The following is a 16,915-nucleotide window of genomic DNA, read 5'->3' on the forward strand; positions in this document are numbered from 1 at the left end:
CGATGGCCCAAATGACAATGATCGAAGCCATTCGCGATGCCCATGATGTGGCCATGGCGGCCGACGACCGTGTGGTGGTGTTTGGTGAGGATGTAGGGTTCTTCGGCGGGGTTTTCCGCTGCACCGCAGGTTTGCAGGAGAAGTACGGCAAAAGCCGCTGCTTCGATGCGCCAATCAACGAAAGCGGCATCGTCGGCACCGCAATCGGTATGGCCGCATATGGTCTGAAACCGGTGATCGAGATTCAGTTCGCCGACTATGTCTATCCCGCCTATGACCAGATCGTGAGTGAAGCCGCGCGTTTGCGACACCGTTCGAACGCCGATTTCACCTGCCCGCTTGTCATCCGCATGCCCACTGGCGGCGGTATTTTCGGCGGTCAGACCCACAGCCAGAGCCCTGAGGCACTGTTTACCCATGTGTCGGGCCTCAAGGTGGTGATGCCGTCCAACCCTGCGGACGCAAAGGGGCTATTGCTCGCGTCGATCGCCGACCCCGATCCGGTGATCTTTTTGGAACCCAAGCGGCTTTACAACGGGCCGTTTGACGGGCACCACGACAAGCCGCTGACAACCTGGAAAAAGCACGTCCAAGGCGACGTCCCAGAAGGCGAAGAGATCGTGCCTCTGGGCAAGGCCAAGGTCACCCGCGAGGGCGCGGATGTGACCGTCTTGACCTACGGGACCATGGTTTACGTCGCCGAAGCCGCCGCAATGGAAACTGGCATTGACGCCGAGGTGATCGACCTGCGGACACTCATGCCGTTGGATCTGGATACGATCACCGCCTCGGTGAAGAAAACCGGTCGCTGCGTGATCGTGCATGAAGCCACGCGCACCTGCGGCTTTGGCGCCGAGCTGCTGAGCCTTGTGCAAGAGGAATGCTTCTACCACCTCGAAGCGCCGATTATCCGGGTCACCGGGTGGGACACCCCTTATCCGCATGCTCAGGAATGGCAGTATTTCCCGGGTCCCGCGCGGTTGGGCGAAGCCCTCAACACCGTCATGGAGGACTGAGCCATGGGCGTACATACAATCCGTCTTCCGGACATTGGCGAAGGTATCGCCGAAGCCGAATTGACCGAATGGTTGGTCAAACCCGGCGATATCGTCAGGGAAGACGATGTTCTGGCAGTGGTGATGACCGACAAGGCTGCGGTCGAAGTGCCGTCCTCCGTGGAGGGCAAGGTTCTGGAACTGGGGGGCGAGATCGGCGAGTTGATGGCCGTTGGCGCCACTCTGATCCGCATTGAGGTTGATGGCGAAGGCAACGAAGGCGACGTTCCTGCCGTGGCCGAGGTGACCGAAGTTGAGCCGGAAACTGAGCCAGAGCCAAAGGCCGAGCCAAAGCCCGAACCCGTAAAGGCACCCGAGCGGGCCGCACCTGTCGTGGCACGAGCCCAAGGCACCAAGCCGCTGGCCTCACCTTCGGTGCGCGCCCGTGCCCGTGAAGAAGGGATCGACTTGCGCCAGGTGCCGGGGTCCGGCCCGGCCTCGCGGATCAGCCACAGCGATCTCGACCAGTGGATTGCCTCGGGCGGCATTCAGCAGGGCCAAATCACCCGTGGGGCCAATACCGGCATCGAAGAGGTGCGCGTCATCGGGATGCGTCGCAAGATCGCCGAAAAGATGCAGCTTTCGAAACGCCAAATCCCCCATATCACCATCGTTGAAGAGGTCGAAATCGAGGCGCTCGACGCCTTGCGGGTGGCGCTGAATGACAAGCACAAGGGCGACAGGCCAAAGCTGACCATGCTGCCTTTCCTGATGCGTGCGATTGTCGAGGCGGTGCGTGAACAGCCCGGACTGAACGCGCGTTTCGACGATGAGGCCGGTGTCATCCATCGCCATGGTGGGGTGCATGTGGGCATCGCCACTCAGACACCAAACGGGTTGAACGTGCCGGTGATCCGTCACGCCGAGGCGGGCAGCCTGTGGGACAATGCCGCTGAGTTGACCCGTCTGGCCGAGGCCGCCCGTGACGGCACGATCAAGCGCGAGGAATTGCAGGGTGGCACCATCACCATTACCTCGCTCGGGCCCCTGGGTGCGTTGGCCACCACGCCAATCATCAACCACCCCGAGGTGGCCATTGTCGGCGTCAACAAAATGCAGATCCGCCCGGTTTGGGACGGCCAGCAGTTCCAACCGCGCAAGATGATGAACATCTCGTGCAGCTTTGACCACCGGGTGGTCGATGGCTGGGATGCGGCCGTTTTCGTGCAGAAACTGAAATCCTTGCTGGAAACCCCGGCCATGCTGTTTGTGGAGGGCTGAATGTCGGACCTGAAATGTAAGTTGCTGATCATCGGCTCTGGTCCAGGCGGGTATGTTTGCGCCATTCGTGCGGGGCAGTTGGGCATCGACACGATCGTAGTGGACGAGGCCAAGCCCGGCGGCACCTGTCTGAATGTGGGCTGTATCCCCTCCAAGGCGCTAATCCACGCTGCCGACGAGTTTCACCGGATCACTTCGGTGAATGACGGCCCGCTGGGCATCACCGCCTCAGCCCCGAAAATTGACCTCGCCAAGACTGTTGCTTGGAAGGACGGTATCGTCAAACGGCTGAATACCGGTGTCTCGGGCCTGATGAAAAAGGCAGGCGTCAGGTTCGTTTCGGGCTGCGCCCGGTTTCTGGATGGAAAGACCGTGTTGGTCAGCGATACCGATGGTGAGAGCCGTGAAATCACTGCTGAATACATCGTTATCGCGTCGGGTTCGGCCCCGGTCGAACTCCCCTTCCTGCCATTTGGCGGCGATATCCTGTCTTCGACCGAAGCTCTCGCGCTGGGTGACGTGCCTGAAAGCCTTGCCGTTGTCGGCGGCGGTTATATAGGGCTGGAATTGGGCACGGCCTTTGCCAAACTGGGTACCAAGGTCACGGTGATCGAGGCCGAATCCAGCATCCTGCCCACCTATGACAAAGCGCTGACTGCACCGGTGGCGAAACGTCTGTCGGCTCTGAACGTCACGGTAATGACCGGCACCAAGGCACAAGGCTTTTCCGAAGGTGTTTTGGCCACGGATCAGGGCAATGTTGTCGCCGACAAGGTACTGGTGACCGTCGGCCGCCGTCCGCGCACCCATGGCATCGGAGTTGAGGAGCTGTCGCTAACCATGGACGGACCGTTCATCCAGATCGATGAATCCTGTCAGAGCTCGATGCGGGGCATTTATGCAATCGGGGATGTCACAGGCGAACCCATGCTCGCCCATCGCGCCATGGCGCAGGGCGAAATGGTTGCCGAACATATCGCGGGCCATACCGTCGAGTGGGACAAACGCGCGATCCCGGCAGTTTGCTTCACCGATCCCGAGGTCGTCACCTGTGGCGCACTACCCGGCGAGCTTGACGGCACAAAGGCCAACGATTTTCCGTTGGCAGCCAATGGCCGGGCCATGACATGCGAACGTGAAGACGGATTTGTCCGCGTGGTCTGGCGAGAAAGCGATCATGCTGTTGTCGGCATTCAGGCTGTCGGCGCGCAGATGTCGGAACTCTCGGCGGCCTTTTCGCTCGCCATCGAAATGGGCGCCTGCCTTGAGGACATCGGCGCAACCATCCACGCCCACCCGACACAGTCTGAAGGCTTGCAGGAAGCTTGTCTGAAGGCCTTGGGTCAAGCCCTGCATATCTGAAGTCAGGTTAAAGCTCGATCAGCCCGGCATCGGTCGGGCTGGTCTTTTCTATGGAAACCAAACCAGGTGCTTCTTGACGCGATGCCGGCGCCCTGCAGAGTGAGCTACTTGCGTTTTGTGGACGGCGATAGGATTTGAGGTTCCAACCATTCAGCGCCGTCCTTGCGTAGTTGACGGGGGGCATTGCCAAGTTATCTGACATGGAATGGAATATGCGTGGGACCGCACAATCAGGCCGATATTTCCGCAGCATAACCTTCCCACAACTTGAACGCGTCGGCTCTGGCATGGCGGTAGGAGAGAGTGGAAAGGCGATAGCGGCGGGGACGAAAGATCGTACTGAATTGGTCGTGGGCGGCGAGAAATCGTTGTTCCTGGCGTGGTGACTTGAGCCGACCCATCATCGTTTCCCGCTTTCGCGTCGGCCGGTGTGACCCTTCGATCCGATTATTGAGCCCCTTGTGCGCCCGATGGTCGGCGCCCGGCGCGATGGCCTTGATCGGCTTGGTATAGCTGCGCAGCTTGTCCGTGATCACGACACGCGGTTCGCCATAGGCAGCAACTAGTCGGCTGAAGAAACGCTTAGCGGCTTTGGCATTACGTCGAAGTTGAACACAATGTCGAGTATATCTTCATTGCCATCGATCGCACGCCGCAGCCAATGTTTCACGCCGTTAATCGGGACAACCACTTAGTCCATATGCCATTTGTCGTGCGGCCGGGGCCGGTCGCGTCGGATACAAGCCGCGAACTGAGACCCGAAAGGGTTCACCCAGAGACGAACCGCTTCACGACTGACGAAGACGCCACGCTCCGCCAGGAAGTCCTCGACATCCGCCGTGCTGAGAGCAAACCGATAATATGCCCACACCGCATTGGCGATGACTTCGCGAGGAAAACGGAAGCCCTTCAGCCCCGGCAATGAGGTCGGTATGGTCATGGCACCGCGCTATCCGAGAAGGACAACGCGATCAACTTGGCAATGCCAATCTAACTACCGGCATTCAATCAAGGTTGAAAGCCAGCGGCCCAATCCTCGCCCCACGCATCTTTCCAGAGCCACGGTTTGTCGGAGTTAGATTGCGGTGCGCCACCCCGCCAGAGGTCGTAGCGGGGGTCGGAATACTGGGCGAAAAACGCCTCAATCCGCCCCGTCAGTTCTCTTGAGGTCGCTGCATGTTCCGGCCGGTCGATCAGGTTGTGTTTCTCCAGTGGGTCGTTTCTGAGATCATAAAGCTCGTCCGGATAGGGTGGCTTCGGTGCATTCTGGAAGCGGCGTTTGTAAAGCCACTCTTGGGTGCGGATGGCACGAGTTTCTTCCTGCTCCATGAACACTTCGTCCGGTTTGGCAAAGACTCCAGTGCCAAGGGCACTTGCAAAACTGACCGCTGGGGAGTCGGCGTTGTGCCCATCCGGGGCGATCCCGGCAAGCTCCAGCAGCGTCGGGAACAGATCAATCTGGCTGACGTGGGTGGCAGTTCTTGTGTTCAGCATTCTGTCGCCGTGGCGAAATATCAATGGAATCGAGAAGGTTTGGCGATGGGTGTTTGACGGCAGCGTGGCCTGAGAATGCCCCCAAATGCCGTGATGGCCCAGCGAAAACCCATGATCGGTCGTGTAGACGATCAGAGTGTCGTCATAGAGGTTTAGGCGTTGCAGTGCAGCAAGAACACGACCGACACCGTCGTCCACCATGCTCATCTCGGAAAAATAGTTTCTGAGCGTGTCCAGATCGTTCGGAATGCGCAGTTCCGAGCTGTGATCCACCCCGCCGACGCTGTCGGATGCCTTTCGCAGAAATCGGGCGATTGCATTTTCGTGCAGCCCTTCGCGGGGGACGGAGTGCATGTCGACACTGTCATAGAAATCCCTGAACCGGTTTTTCGCTCGCCCCTTCAGCGCAGGCCAATGGCCATAAGGCGCATTGTAGGGAACGAAGGCAAAGAACGGCGCGTCGCTGGACTGGCTGTCGAGATATTCGATGGTCTTGTCGGTGTAATAATCGACGCTGTGGCCCGCATAATGTTTGCGTTCGCCATTCTCGATATAGTCGCCGTTCCAGAAATCGGTCACATGGCCATGCGGATCGGTGATCCAGTGTTGAAACCCGTTCTGCGGCGCATCGGGTGCCCCCATGTGGTATTTACCGATCAGGGCGGTGTTATAGCCATGCGCGGCCAAAATCGCGGGCAGTGTCTTGAACTCGGCAATCGCATTCCAGCCCTTGGGCCAGAGGTGGCGCAGGCGGTCGTCGATCCAAGTGTGGATACCATGCTGGGACGGCATCAACCCCGTCATGACTGAGGCGCGGCAAGGCGAACACATCCCGTTGACGCAAAATGCGTTTTCAAATGTGAATCCCTCGGCTGCGAGGGCATCAATATGCGGCGTGCTGATCTCAGAGTTTCCATAACAGCCCAGCAGCTCTGCTGGCTGGTTGTCTGTCATGAAGAAGAGAATATTGGGGCGTTTTGACATCGAAGAAGTCTATCGTGTGTCAAGACAGTATGTAAGGGCCGTCCTGGCGATTTGAATGGGTTTTGTTGCGAAGTTTCCGACTGAACGAAGAGATCCCGCAGGACCGACGGGTTAAGCAGCCAGTTCCGCAAATTGACGAAACGGGCAGGGTCAGGGCGTGAATTGACCTTTACGGATCATGTTCGCGACTTCGATACTATCCAAAGTTGCTGCTGCAGAAGCAAAGGCTTTGAACCCCAGTATCGGTCGAGTGCGCCGCTTGATAAATCGGTGGTCCTGCTCGACGATGTTGTTCAAGTATTTCCGCTTCACAATCTTCCCCGGCAGTCTATTTGCCTCCAACATCCTGGCGCGGAACGTGGTGGCGGCTGGTTTGTTTCGACGTCGTGAAGGCATGAAATTAAGGGTCTTGCCGTGTTTGTCGACAGCTCGATAGAGGTAAACCCGCGCGCCTTTAACTTTGATGTAAGTTTCGTCCATTCTCCACGAACGATCACATGGCCCTTTGCGGCGACGTGCTGCCTCAGCGATTGCACCAGAATACCGTATTACCCATCGGTTTAGCGTGGTGTGGTCCACTGAAACACCGCGCTCGGTCATGATTTCTTCCATAATCCGGTATGACACACCGTATCGGACATAGAAAAACACCGCGAACAGGATCACATCCTTCGGATATTGCGCGCCTTTGAAGGAGATCATCAACTAACTTTCGACTGATCATACCGAAAGCCATTCGCCCGCAGCATCTGATCTCGTCAACAGCCAAAAGTTTGCAACAGATCCCCAGTTCGACCCCGACTATCTGGCAATGAACCCGGCCGCGGTGGTGCCAACACTGGTCCATAACGGCAGGCCGGTGATCGAGTCGACGGTGATCATGGAATATCTTGAGGATGTCTTCCCCGAGAAACCCCTGCGCCCGGCTGATCCCTGGCACTCAGCCACCGCGCGGCGGCTGATGATGAAGCTCGACGCCGGCGACACCTCGATTCATTTCGCGGCCTCGGTTCTGACATATGCCATTGCCTATCGACATCACCTGATCGAAGAGGCAGGCGGCATGGATCACGACAAGCTGGTCGCCGTGATCGACCGAAACATGAACCCCAAAAGTCGCCGCTGGCTGGAGGACGTGGTTTTCAACGGCATCCAATCCGAGGTGTTCCACCGTTCGATCATGGCCTTTGACGATGTTTTGGAAGAATTCGAGACGCTGCTGGGTCAGACCAAATGGCTGACCGGCAACAGCTATTCGATCTCGGATACGTCGTTTACCTCTTACATGATCCGGCTTGATCTATTGCAGACCGGGTTCTTGTGGCGGGATCGGCCCAGAGTCACCGATTGGTATGCGCGGCTGCGGTCACGTCCCAGCGCGGCGACGGTCACGGACACCTATTACCCCGAGAACGTCAAGACCCTGACCACCAGGGGCGCCGAGCAGGCCGAGGAGGTGGAGTCCATCGTTGTCAGAAAACGGGCAGCTCGGGCCTAATGGCTATCGGCTTAGTAACACCGGCAGGGATCTGTTGCGAAGTTTCTTCCTGGCCGAAGAGGTCACGCCGGACTAGGTCATGATGACAAAGGGGTCGAGTGCGGCTGAGTGCGTTGTCACGTTAACCGTCGTTCGGTTGCCGATGATGTTATTTGGACGTAGATGACATCGATGAATTCATCATCCATCAGCTACAAGCGTCACCGATTTCCCCCTCAGATCATTACCCACGCGGTGTGGCTTTACGTTCGCTTCAATCTGAGCCTGCGGGAAGTTGAAGAGATGCTGCTGCAGCGCGGAATCGATGCCTCTTACCAAGACTGTCCGGCGTTGGGTCATCAAGTTTGGACCGCGGATCGCTCGAAATTTGCGGCGGAGACAGGGCCGACCAGGCGACGTCTGGCACCTCGATGAGGTTGTCGTCTGTATCTCCGGTCGCAAGTATTGGCTTTGGCGCGCAGTCGATCAGCATGGCGTTGTGCTGGACGAAATCCTCCAACCGAAACGGGACAAATGGGCGGCAAAACGGCTGTTGCGCCGCCTAACAAAGCGTCTTGGTTTCATTCCCAAGCGGATCACCACGGACAAACTGCGCTCATATGGCGCCGCTAATCGAGAGGTCGCGCCGGGGTTGGATCATTGGTCGCACACGGGCTTGAACAATCGAGCCGAGAACAGCCACCCCCCCCATTCCCAAAGCGGGAACGGACGATGCAGGGCCATCGGTTTCCAGGAGCGTTACAATGGTTCGTAGGCCACCCATTCAGCCATTCGGAATTGCTTCTGTGTTCCCGCGCGTCGTCGTTCAGCTTTAACAATCTGATATCACCGCCTCGAGGCCTTTGACGCCTGGAACGCCGCCACTCAAGCCGCATGAAATCCGAAAACCAGGATCTCTTTGTGGATCGAAAGTTAACGTGACAACACCGTAATCTGGCTGCAGGAGGAGGGTCCTACCGTGCGCCATTGAAGGAGATCATGAGTAGCCTCTCAACCGATTACCAATGCAGGCCTTTCACTCGTTAAGCTCGCGAGCGTCAGTGCTCAAATCTTTGCAACAGGTTTTTTGCCCTAGTATTTCGGGCAGTACGGCTCCTGCCGCGCCAGACGGCGGCCTGGTTCCAGCAACCGCTGATAAGGTTGTGGCGACATCTACAGTATGAACTTGCCGAGATATTTTTTGTGGGTTCACCCCTTGGCCCGCAAACATGATCGGTACAAATGTGTCGTAGCGCCAAGGAGAACCATGGGTGACAGTGACTGACAATCCATCCATATCGTTGATGAACCACTCTGGCTGGAAGACCACGTAAATGTCTCCGGATCGGTCCGGGTGATAGTTGTTCAGGACTGCCCGCATAAGAGCATTGTCGGGCAATGAACCCTCGCGAAGTCGCGAACTGGGCACCGCATAGGCAACTCCCTCAAAGGCGACAAGTTCTTCAGAGATTGCCGTTTCCAATGCGACCCTGTCGATGTTCCGGTTGTTGAGAATAGTGTCGGACAGCGTCAGATACGGGTGATCGTAGCCCGCGAACAGGGGACCCGTCAGGCCAAAGCGCTTCCTGATCCGGTCAACAGCAGGGGTTGTCTCCCAATCACCGGGAGTAACATAGCCTCCGGGCAAGCCGATAGATTCCAAATACCCTGGTGCCTCAGGCGCACCGTGGTCCGAGGAAAGCACGATCAGTGTGTTTTCCAATCCAATCTCTGCGTCGACAAAAGCAAACAGATCGGCCAGCGTACGGTCGAGGTGAAGCAAATTGTCTTCGGCCTCAAGGCTCGATGGGCCAAACAGATGGCCGACGTAATCTGTTACGGAGAAGCTGACGGCCAGATAGTCGGTGACTTTGTCATCGCCCAACCCTTCCGCGCTAATTAGGGTCTTTGCGAAGTCCGCCGTTATCTGGTCTCCAAACGGGCTGAATGTCAGGAGTGTTGTGAAATACTTGCCATCGACCGAACCCAACCGGTGAGGAAATGTACGCCCGAACCCCGCGAAGTCCGGCTCCCACTCCTGATCGTCACGATCCGCAAACAGATAAGTGTCTATTGGGTTGAGAAGCGTCCAGGATTGCCCACTGAAGCTCTTCGGCAAGCCTTTGGCATTCCAGGCATCAACCCATTCTGGATAGGCGTCAAAATAATAGCTGCTCGTAACGAACTGGCCGGCAGATTTTGAGAACCAGAATGCCTTTCCCGCATGCCCCGCCATAGCCACGGCACCGCGATCCTTGATAGAAACACCGAATACCTTGGCTGCGCCTGCGGTTGTGACAGCCAGTTCGTCTCCAAAGGTAGAAGTCAGGATTGCGCGGGGTGAGCGACCATCGGTGTTTGCCGCGCGTTGAGTTGGGTCGATCTCAGTATCGTCATCTACGTCCGCGCCGCTGGTGAGAATTGAATAATCAGGGTCTTCAATATTGTATACTGTTCGTCCTTGATCCCGATCGTACCAAAGATTGCCGACCATACCGTGAGCCGCAGGGTTCGCGCCTGTTGCGAGCGTGGTGTGGCCGACGATGGTTTCGGTGTTGGCGTGGGTGTGATGAGCGTTGGTGTAGTGAATCCCTTCGTCCATGAGATAACGGAACCCACCTTCCCCGAACTCGTCATAATGCCGAGCGGGCATGTCTCCGCGAAGTTGGTCCACTGTAATTTGCAGTATCAAACGAGGTTTGTCCTGAGCGTGCAAGGCAAAGGGAGCCACACAAAGAGCGAACAGAAACAGCTTTCCGGTTTTGGTCAAAATCGCCACGGGAGCTCCAGTATAATGAATGGCTGAAACCGCGATAATGCAACGCCAATCCTGATCAAACAAGCTTGTAAACGAGCGCCCTCAGGCCGATTTCCCAAGGCGATTATTCCGAAAACTCTCGATTGATTTAGGCCCACTATGATAGTCAAGAAAACTGTTGAAATGGGCGTAGCACAGTTACGATTTGGCCCTTTCGGATCATGTTGACCAATTCGATACGTAAAGAACGTTGTTTCTGCAACTTTGTACCGGCGTTTGGACAGCCAAAAAACAAGAGTCTTTTCGTGTTTTTCGATCGAGCGACAAAGATAGACCCAATTGGTTTTGCCTCTGGCTTGTTTTTTTCCGACAGAAAACCCTGGCTCACGTCAGTGCCAGGTTTCAAGGGGGGCAGCTCAACAGTGGAACAGATCAACCACAAAAAAGAGTGTTCTCTGACATCGGTCCTGACTGCCAAAAGCTCGACCTTAAAAGATGACGTTCAGGCATTCTCACGAAGTATTTCAAAAGAATAATCCGCTCTATAGAGTAACGTGGAATCTTTGCACTTAAGGAGGTTTCTTCTTGATGAAACTTAAAAATCTCTTAGCGGTGGCGGCCCTCATTTTGTCGCCTGCAATGACATTGGCGCAGAGTCCTGACCGCCCCAACATCCTTGTCATTTGGGGCGACGATGTCGGAATGTGGAACATCTCTGCCTATCACCGCGGAATGATGTGCTGTGACACGCCAAACATCGATCGCATCGCGGAAGATGGTCTTCTTTTTATGGATCACTATGCCCATGCCTCCTGTACGGCGGGACGCGCAGCGTTCATTACCGGGCAGTAACCAATCCGGACAGGCCTATCGACCGTCGGCTTGCCGGGCGCGGAACAAGGCCTTCAGCCAGAAGACCCGACCCTGGCTAAAATGCTCAAGCCATTAGGATATCGGACTGGTCAGTTTGGCAAGAACCACCTTGGCGACCGGGACGAGCACCTTCCGACAGCGCATGGTTTCGACGAGTTCTTCGGCATTCTGTATCACCTAAATGCCGGTGAATATGTAGAGCAGGCTGACTATCCTACGGAGTTTTTTGAAACGTCACCATTCGCACAGCGCGGTGTCATCCATTCCCTCTCAGCCGAAGACGGAGGCGAACAGAAGATCGAGGATCTTGGCGATTTTGGAACAGAGCGCCAACGCACTCTGGATCAAGAAGTGCTTGACGAAAGCACGCGTTTCATTCGCGACGCGGTAGAGGCGGGAGAGCCGTTTTTCGTTTGGCACAACACCACGCGGATGCACTATCGCACCAACCTGAGCGATGAATACGACGGCATTACGGGCACCGGCAACGTTTATGCAGACGGCATGGTAGAACTTGACGACGACGTCGGAGCGCTGCTTGAATTACTTGATGAGTTGGGTGTGGCGGACAATACGGTCGTGATGTTCTCAACAGACTATGGTGCCGCTTCGAACTCCTGGCCGGATGGTGGCAATCATCCGTTCAGAGCCGACAAGGGTGTTGGGGGCTATGAGGGCGGCTTCAAAGTTCCCGCGATGATCAAGTGGCCCGGCGTGGTGGAACCGGGAACTACGACGGGTGAACTCGTCACGATGGAGGATTGGGTTCCCACGATCATGTCGCTTCTCGGCCAACCGAGCCTCGCAGAAGATCTGCTCGACGGGGCTGAGATCAATGGCGTCGAGTATCGTGTTCATATTGACGGAGTCGACCAGACGCCTGTGCTAACTGGTGAAGGTCCATCCAGCCGAATGTTCTTCCCGTTTTTCTCGGAGACGACCTTCCATGGTCTGCGATTTGGAGAGTGGAAGTTTCTCTTCACCGAACAGGACAAGTGGTTCAATGGAATCCAGAACCAGTTGGTGACGCCCCTGATCACCCGCCTCGATCTCGATCCTTTTGAGCGGTTTCACGAAACGCGTGGATTTGACGAGTGGCAGGAAAACCGCTCATGGGCGCTGGGTCCGGCTGCAGCAGTTGCTCTGGAATTCTTTGCTTCATTCAAGGAGTATCCACCTCGGCAGGCAAGCTTCGATCTGGACGTCCAAGGCATAATGGATGCCATGATGGACCCGAACGCTCGCTAGCAGGTCAAGAGCACAGACCGTTTCCGTCCGCCGGGATGAGCCCACGTTGGATAGCTCAAGACTTGCCAGCGTCGCCCGGCTGATCGCTTATGCCTTCACGGTGGGTTGCCAAGGGGCGCTGCAGTATTTCTGAGGCAGCGCCCCTGAAACAGTGGTTGGATTGCGTTTTGAACGTCACACCTGCCCGATCCAACCGCCATAGTTGGACCAAGAGAAAGGCGTTCAACGCCTAATAACTTCGACCTTTGCGGTATTAACTGACGCACCGGTCCCGATCGAACTTTCCAATTTTCACCATCGAATGTCTTACCTCATTGGCCAATCGACTACGCGCTGCAGAAAATGTCTGCAAAGGGCCCTTTGCGACGCGAACAATAAACTATCGTTCCAGGTCTGGCTGGAATTCCGCTGAAAGAAAGCAAGGCATCTTGTATCTTTCTGATTTCGAAGTGTAACTTGTCGCAAAGGCGTTTGGCGGTCCATTTCTGACCGAACCGGGTGCGCCTGTTAAATTACACACATTTATCGGGAGATACCATGCAACGGTTAGGTCTACTCTGTTCTCTTACAATAACTGCCGGAGCCGCGCCGTTGGCGGCTCAGGAACAGACCATCATTCCGATACCGGAAGCAAGCGCCACCTATTCGCCTTATCTTGAGCAGGATTTCCCCAATCAGGTCCTTTTCGGGGACACTCACCTGCATACGGCCTATTCGGCGGATGCGGGGTTGGCATTGGCCACGCTGAGCCCCGACGATGCATATCGGTTTGCCAAAGGCGAGATGGTGGTTTCATCGCTGGGCGTGCCGGGACGCCTGAAACGGCCGCTCGACTGGCTGGTGGTGGCGGATCACGCTGAAAACCTCGGCCTTCCTGTGGCCATGACATCGGGCGATCCAGTCATGCAAGCCAATGAATGGGGCCGCGAAATCAGCAAGGTATTCGCGCCCGGCACCATGGATGGCGTGCGCGAAGCCTATGGCATGTGGTTTGGAAACGTGAACAACCCCGGTGCCACCGATCCCATGGCCGGGACCGGCCTGATGGAGACCTACTGGCAGAAGACCACCGAAGCCGCCGAGCGTCACAACAATCCCGGCGCGTTCACCGCGTTCATCGGCTATGAATGGACCTCGGCACCAGATGGCAGCAACCTGCATCGCAACGTGATTTTCCGGGATGGCAGCGACAAGGCAAATCAGATCGTTCCGCTGTCGGCTTATGACACCGAGAACCCCGAAGATCTGTGGGATTGGTTGCAGGCCTACGAAGACAAGACTGGCGGGCAGGTTCTGGCACTGGCCCATAACGGCAATCTTTCGAACGGCCTTATGTTCGATGATGTCAGAGCGTCGGGTGAGCCGCTCTCTTCGGATTATGCCACACGCCGTCAGCGTTGGGAGCCAATTTACGAGGTTACCCAGATGAAGGGTGATGGCGAGGCGCACCCGCTTTTGTCGCCCGAAGATGAGTTCGCGGATTTCGAAACCTGGGACAAAGGGAGTTTTGGCACACAGCTCAAGACCCCTGACATGTTGCCCCGCGAATATGCTCGTGAGGCCTATAAACGCGGCCTTGCTTATGAGCAGGAACTGGGCGTGAACCCGTTCAAGTTCGGTATGGTTGGATCAACCGACAGTCACACGGGCCTGTCGACCGCCGCTGAGGATAATTTCTTTGGCAAAGTTACCGTTCTGGAACCCACCGACAATCCGATCCGTATGGAAGAGGCCGTCACCGGTGCGTTGACGCCAGATGATCCGTCGGATGATATCACCGCTGCTTACACTTCTGCCGCGGGACTTGCAGCCGTCTGGGCCCGCGAGAATACCCGTGAGGCGATCTGGGATGCGATGAAGCGCCGCGAGGTCTATGCAACTACCGGAACCCGCCTGCGTGTTCGCGTGTTTGGCGGTTACGGTTTTGCTGAAGATGACCTTGCCCGCCCGGACTTTGCCGCGCATGGCTACGCCAACGGAGTGCCGATGGGTGGCGATCTGGGCGCCTCGCAGGACGGCACAGCACCAACATTGGTGATTCAGGCGCTGCGCGATCCTGAAGGGGCCAATCTGGACCGGGTGCAGGTGATCAAGGGCTGGCTCGATCAGGATGGAGAAGTTCACGAAGCCATCTATGACGTCGCCTGTTCCGACAATCGCGGTACGGCTGCCAACCACCGTTGCGACGCGCCGGTCGGAAACACGGTCGATGTGGAAAATGCCAGCTACACCAATACGATTGGTGAACCGATCCTGACGGCTCATTGGCAGGATCCCGAGTTCGATCCCGCGCAAAGCGCATTTTATTATGTACGCGTGATCGAGGTTCCAACGCCGCGCTGGACCACCTATGATGCCAAGCTGTTTGACGCCGAAGTGCCTGGGGACGTGCCCTCTACCGTTCAGGATCGTGCCTATACCTCTCCGATTTGGTATACGCCAAGTTAAGCCAGACCGGGTTCGGCTCGTCCGGCCCCTCTTGGATTTGTCAGGAACAACTGATCGAATGATGGAGTGTACATGACCTTTTACAGGGAACCTCTGTTCCATTTTGCGCTTGTGGGCATCGCCGTTTTTGGATGGTTCAACTATCTGAACCCCACGGACAATGTGCAGGAGCGCGAAGACCAGATTGTCATCGACGATCAGGACATCGAGCGGTTAATCGGGCAGTTCCAGACAACCTGGCAACGGCCACCCACAGCTGCAGAATTAGCAAATCTGCAAGACAATCTGCTGCGTGAAGAGGTTCTGGTGCGTGAAGCCCGCGCACTGGGGCTGGATCGCGGTGACAGTATTGTGCGCAAACGCCTGGCCCAGAAGATGGACTTCCTGACGACCTCAGTGGCGCAGGCCATCGAACCGGAGGAACCGGTGCTGCTTGATCATCTGACCGAAAACCCGGACAGGTTCATGCCGCAGGGCAAGCTTGCTTTCCGTCAGGTCGGGCTTGATGCCGACAGCGACCCCGCCGGTATAGAAGCTGCTGTGCAAGCGTTAAACGATGGCGCGGATCCCTCCACATTCAGGTCGATCAGCCTGCTGCCGGACGCGCTGCCCCTGACGACGGCGGGGCAGATCGATGGTACGTTTGGGCGTGGTTTCTTTGAGGGACTGAACAAGCTGCCCCTGAATCGCTGGGTAGGGCCGGTCAGATCCGGGTACGGGCTGCACCTGGTCTATTTGGAGGACCGGCAGGAGGCCGCTCTGCCTTCGCTGGAGACCATCCATGACGATGTGTTGTTCGACTGGCGGCGTGATCTGATGTCTGAACTGTCTCGGGCCCAGTTCGAACAGCTGAAATCGAAATACGAGATTACGGCACCCACGCCCGATCAACTGGCTGAAAGAGTTTCGCAGTGATGCTGCGCCGTCTTTTGTTTGTAACGCTGCTGGTATGCCTGCCAGGTGTAGCGGCGCTGGGACATGCGCTTGAGCCCGGGTATCTGGATGTCCGGCAACTGACGACGGACAGTTGGCAGGTTTTCTGGCGCAAGCCGGATGTGACCGGCGCGCCAATGAAAATCGACGTGACCTTGCCGGAAAACTGCACGCCCGAAATTGGGCCAGCACCAAATTTCGACGGCGCGGCCTGGATATCGGCCTGGGTGTCCGACTGTCCCGGTGGTTTGGTGGGGGGCAATATCTCGATCTCTGGCCTGTCCGCGCAGCAGACGGATGTTTTGTTGCGGCTGCAGCCATTGGACAGCGCTCCTGTCACGGTGCGCCTTACTCCGGATCAGACCAGCTATATCGTTCCTGCGAAACCATCGACGCTGGGCGTGTTCGGCAGTTATGCGGCCCTTGGCTTTGATCACATCCTGGAAGGCTGGGATCATCTGCTGTTCGTCTTCGCCTTGCTGATGCTGATCCGTAACGTTTGGCGTCTGGTTGGTGCGATCACCGCGTTCACTATTGCCCATTCTATTACGCTGGCGCTGGCCACGTTGGGCCATATCTCGGTCCCCGGCCCGCCGGTCGAGGCAGTGATCGCGCTGTCGATTATCTTCATGGCGGTCGAAATCCTCAAATCCCGGAGCAGAAAGGACCGTTTGTCCGAGCGTGCGCCCTGGCTGATCTCGTTCGCCTTCGGGCTGTTGCACGGGCTTGGCTTTGCGGGCGCCCTGCGTGACATCGGCCTGCCCGAGCAGGACATTGTCACCGCGCTTCTGGCCTTCAACGTCGGTGTTGAGGCCGGGCAGCTTGCCTTTGTGAGTGTCGTTCTGATCGTGGCGGCGCTGATACGTAAGGCGCTGCCTGTTGCCGCGCAGAGCTGGCAGAGGCGGGACAGTCTGGCCAATTTGGCGTTGGGTTATGTGGTCGGGTCCGTGGCGACCTTCTGGTTTGTCGAGCGGGTGTTGTCGTTCTGATTTGCGGAGCGTAGGAGGGACTTGTTTCGCATTGGGCTTCGGCGCAGAATTCCTGCTGCACAAAGTTGAATAT

10 protein-coding genes and 4 pseudogenes are annotated in these 16,915 nt (G+C 56.8%); 10 read left to right on the forward strand and 4 right to left on the reverse strand.

Annotation, left to right across the window (positions count from 1 at the left end; genetic code table 11):
- The first annotated feature begins 2 nt into the window (after positions 1-2).
- Genes AC2TDA_RS17605 through lpdA form a run of 3 tightly spaced genes read left to right on the forward strand, consistent with a single transcriptional unit; the run spans position 3 to position 3,638 of the window.
- Positions 3-1,016 carry an alpha-ketoacid dehydrogenase subunit beta gene (locus AC2TDA_RS17605; RefSeq protein ID WP_480880034.1) on the forward strand — a complete coding sequence of 338 codons (1,014 nt, stop codon included), beginning with the start codon at positions 3-5 and terminating at the stop codon, positions 1,014-1,016.
- Positions 1,017-1,019: 3 nt separating this feature from the next.
- Positions 1,020-2,276 carry a dihydrolipoamide acetyltransferase family protein gene (locus tag AC2TDA_RS17610; protein WP_480880035.1) on the forward strand — a complete coding sequence of 419 codons (1,257 nt, stop codon included), beginning with the start codon at positions 1,020-1,022 and terminating at the stop codon, positions 2,274-2,276.
- Positions 2,277-3,638, forward strand: coding sequence for a dihydrolipoyl dehydrogenase (gene lpdA, locus AC2TDA_RS17615; protein ID WP_480880036.1), 1,362 nt, complete (start codon positions 2,277-2,279; stop codon positions 3,636-3,638).
- A 230-nt stretch (positions 3,639-3,868) separates the two neighbouring features.
- On the opposite strand, the pseudogene AC2TDA_RS17620 reads toward lpdA, so the two are convergent.
- The 3 genes and pseudogenes from AC2TDA_RS17620 to AC2TDA_RS17630 form a co-directional block, all read right to left on the reverse strand.
- Positions 3,869-4,578: pseudogene (locus tag AC2TDA_RS17620) on the reverse strand (IS6 family transposase).
- Positions 4,579-4,646: 68 nt separating this feature from the next.
- A complete protein-coding gene (locus tag AC2TDA_RS17625; protein WP_480880037.1) occupies positions 4,647-6,116 on the reverse strand; it encodes a sulfatase family protein in 1,470 nt (489 codons plus the stop codon).
- A 150-nt stretch (positions 6,117-6,266) separates the two neighbouring features.
- The gene (locus tag AC2TDA_RS17630; protein ID WP_480880038.1) at positions 6,267-6,818 is read right to left on the reverse strand and encodes an IS6 family transposase; all 552 of its coding nucleotides are present in this window, start codon (positions 6,816-6,818) and stop codon (positions 6,267-6,269) included.
- A gap of 79 nt (positions 6,819-6,897) precedes the next feature.
- Between AC2TDA_RS17630 and AC2TDA_RS17635 the strand changes: the two are divergent.
- The 3 genes and pseudogenes from AC2TDA_RS17635 to AC2TDA_RS17645 form a co-directional block, all read left to right on the forward strand.
- Positions 6,898-7,020: pseudogene (locus AC2TDA_RS17635) on the forward strand (glutathione S-transferase family protein); the annotation flags it as partial.
- Between the two features lie 60 nt (positions 7,021-7,080).
- Positions 7,081-7,614, forward strand: a complete 534-nt coding sequence (locus AC2TDA_RS17640) for a glutathione S-transferase C-terminal domain-containing protein (protein WP_480880114.1) — start codon at positions 7,081-7,083, stop codon at positions 7,612-7,614.
- Positions 7,615-7,785: 171 nt separating this feature from the next.
- Positions 7,786-8,437, forward strand: a pseudogene (locus AC2TDA_RS17645) (IS6 family transposase).
- A 192-nt stretch (positions 8,438-8,629) separates the two neighbouring features.
- On the opposite strand, the gene AC2TDA_RS17650 reads toward AC2TDA_RS17645, so the two are convergent.
- Positions 8,630-10,372 (reverse strand): alkaline phosphatase family protein, encoded by a 1,743-nt coding sequence (locus AC2TDA_RS17650; protein ID WP_480880039.1) that lies wholly within the window; start codon positions 10,370-10,372, stop codon positions 8,630-8,632.
- 618 nt (positions 10,373-10,990) lie between these two features.
- Between AC2TDA_RS17650 and AC2TDA_RS17655 the strand changes: the two are divergent.
- The 4 genes and pseudogenes from AC2TDA_RS17655 (at position 10,991) to AC2TDA_RS17670 (ending at position 16,842) form a co-directional block, all read left to right on the forward strand.
- Positions 10,991-12,472: pseudogene (locus tag AC2TDA_RS17655) on the forward strand (arylsulfatase).
- Between the two features lie 537 nt (positions 12,473-13,009).
- Positions 13,010-14,920 carry a DUF3604 domain-containing protein gene (locus AC2TDA_RS17660; RefSeq protein ID WP_480880040.1) on the forward strand — a complete coding sequence of 637 codons (1,911 nt, stop codon included), beginning with the start codon at positions 13,010-13,012 and terminating at the stop codon, positions 14,918-14,920.
- A gap of 72 nt (positions 14,921-14,992) precedes the next feature.
- A complete protein-coding gene (locus tag AC2TDA_RS17665; protein WP_480850337.1) occupies positions 14,993-15,835 on the forward strand; it encodes a peptidylprolyl isomerase in 843 nt (280 codons plus the stop codon).
- Positions 15,835-16,842 carry a HupE/UreJ family protein gene (locus tag AC2TDA_RS17670; RefSeq protein ID WP_480880041.1) on the forward strand — a complete coding sequence of 336 codons (1,008 nt, stop codon included), beginning with the start codon at positions 15,835-15,837 and terminating at the stop codon, positions 16,840-16,842. Before AC2TDA_RS17665 ends, AC2TDA_RS17670 begins: the two co-directional genes overlap by 1 nt.
- Positions 16,843-16,915 lie beyond the last annotated feature (73 nt).

Source organism: Ruegeria sp. HKCCD6426, from assembly GCF_057221115.1.